The sequence below is a fragment of the Roseofilum sp. genome, assembly GCF_982964205.1.
Genome location: NZ_CEZBFX010000235.1, coordinates 1 through 1,019, shown reverse-complemented (window position 1 = coordinate 1,019; position 1,019 = coordinate 1). Strand labels below are relative to the sequence as shown.

Sequence of the window (1,019 nt, the reverse complement as noted above, 5' to 3'; positions counted from 1 at the left end):
AAGACCATTGACGCTCTTTTAACTTCAGTTCATTGAGTACATGGCCACATTCAGAACAAGTCTTAGAACTGGGAAACCATCGATCAATATAAACTACACGCTTAGATTTCTTGGCAGCTACCCATTCAAGAATAGAAAGAAATTCAGCCAAGGCTACATCACTAATCTTTCTACCCCAAAGTCGCTGCATTCCTTTCAGGTTTAGAGTTTCAAAGTACAAAACATCAAACCGATTGGTTAACTCATGGGCTAACTTCCACTGCCAATCCCGTCTACGATTAACAATGGCTTCATGTTGGCGAGCCAGATTAAGTCTTGCCTTGTGCCAATTTCTAGATCCTTTTTTCTTGCTCGATAAAGCTCTGGACGCTTCCCGAACATCTTTGATCGACTGCTTCAGGAATAAAGGAGATTTAATCTTGAATCCTTCTGAGCAAGTGAGGAAATCTTTTAAGCCAAAATCAAACCCTGCTGTTTTACCAGACTGGGGAGCGATTGGTTTTTCTGAGCTATCCACCACAACAGCTATAAACAGTTCACCTAATGGTGTCCGCTTTACCGTTAGAGTCTTAATCTTGCCTTCTATTTCCCGGCTTTTCCAAAACTGATAGACTTTAGAGCCTATCTTTACCCGGTTGCCACCTAGGAATTTATAGCCCGCTTGTTTTAGGGTGAAGGACTTATATTTTTTAATCTTCTTAAAACCCGGCGGTCTAAAACCTTTTCTGTGGTTGGTGAGCGAAGCCGAACCCTGATGTTTGAAGAATAGATTATAAGCTTTATCTATGCGCTGGCAAATATCTTGAACAGCCTGAGAACCCACTAGCTGCCAAAAAGAATTACGCTTTCTTAACTTAGCAATATGCTTTTGCAATTGGGCACAGTTTAAGTATTTGCCCCACAAGCGGTAGTACCGTTTGTGAAGTGCTATGCAATGATTATAGATGACCCCAGCAGCATTTATCTGTCGCTTCAGGTATCTATTTCGTTTATGTTTGTATAGCTTAAACTTTAGGGTT

Annotated in this window: 1 protein-coding gene; it reads right to left on the bottom strand. The window is 40.9% G+C overall.

Annotation, left to right across the window (positions count from 1 at the left end):
• Nucleotides 1-1,019, bottom strand: a 1,019-nt coding sequence (locus AC3A14_RS24700; RefSeq protein WP_487779255.1) for an RNA-guided endonuclease InsQ/TnpB family protein, incomplete at both ends; no start/stop codon positions are given.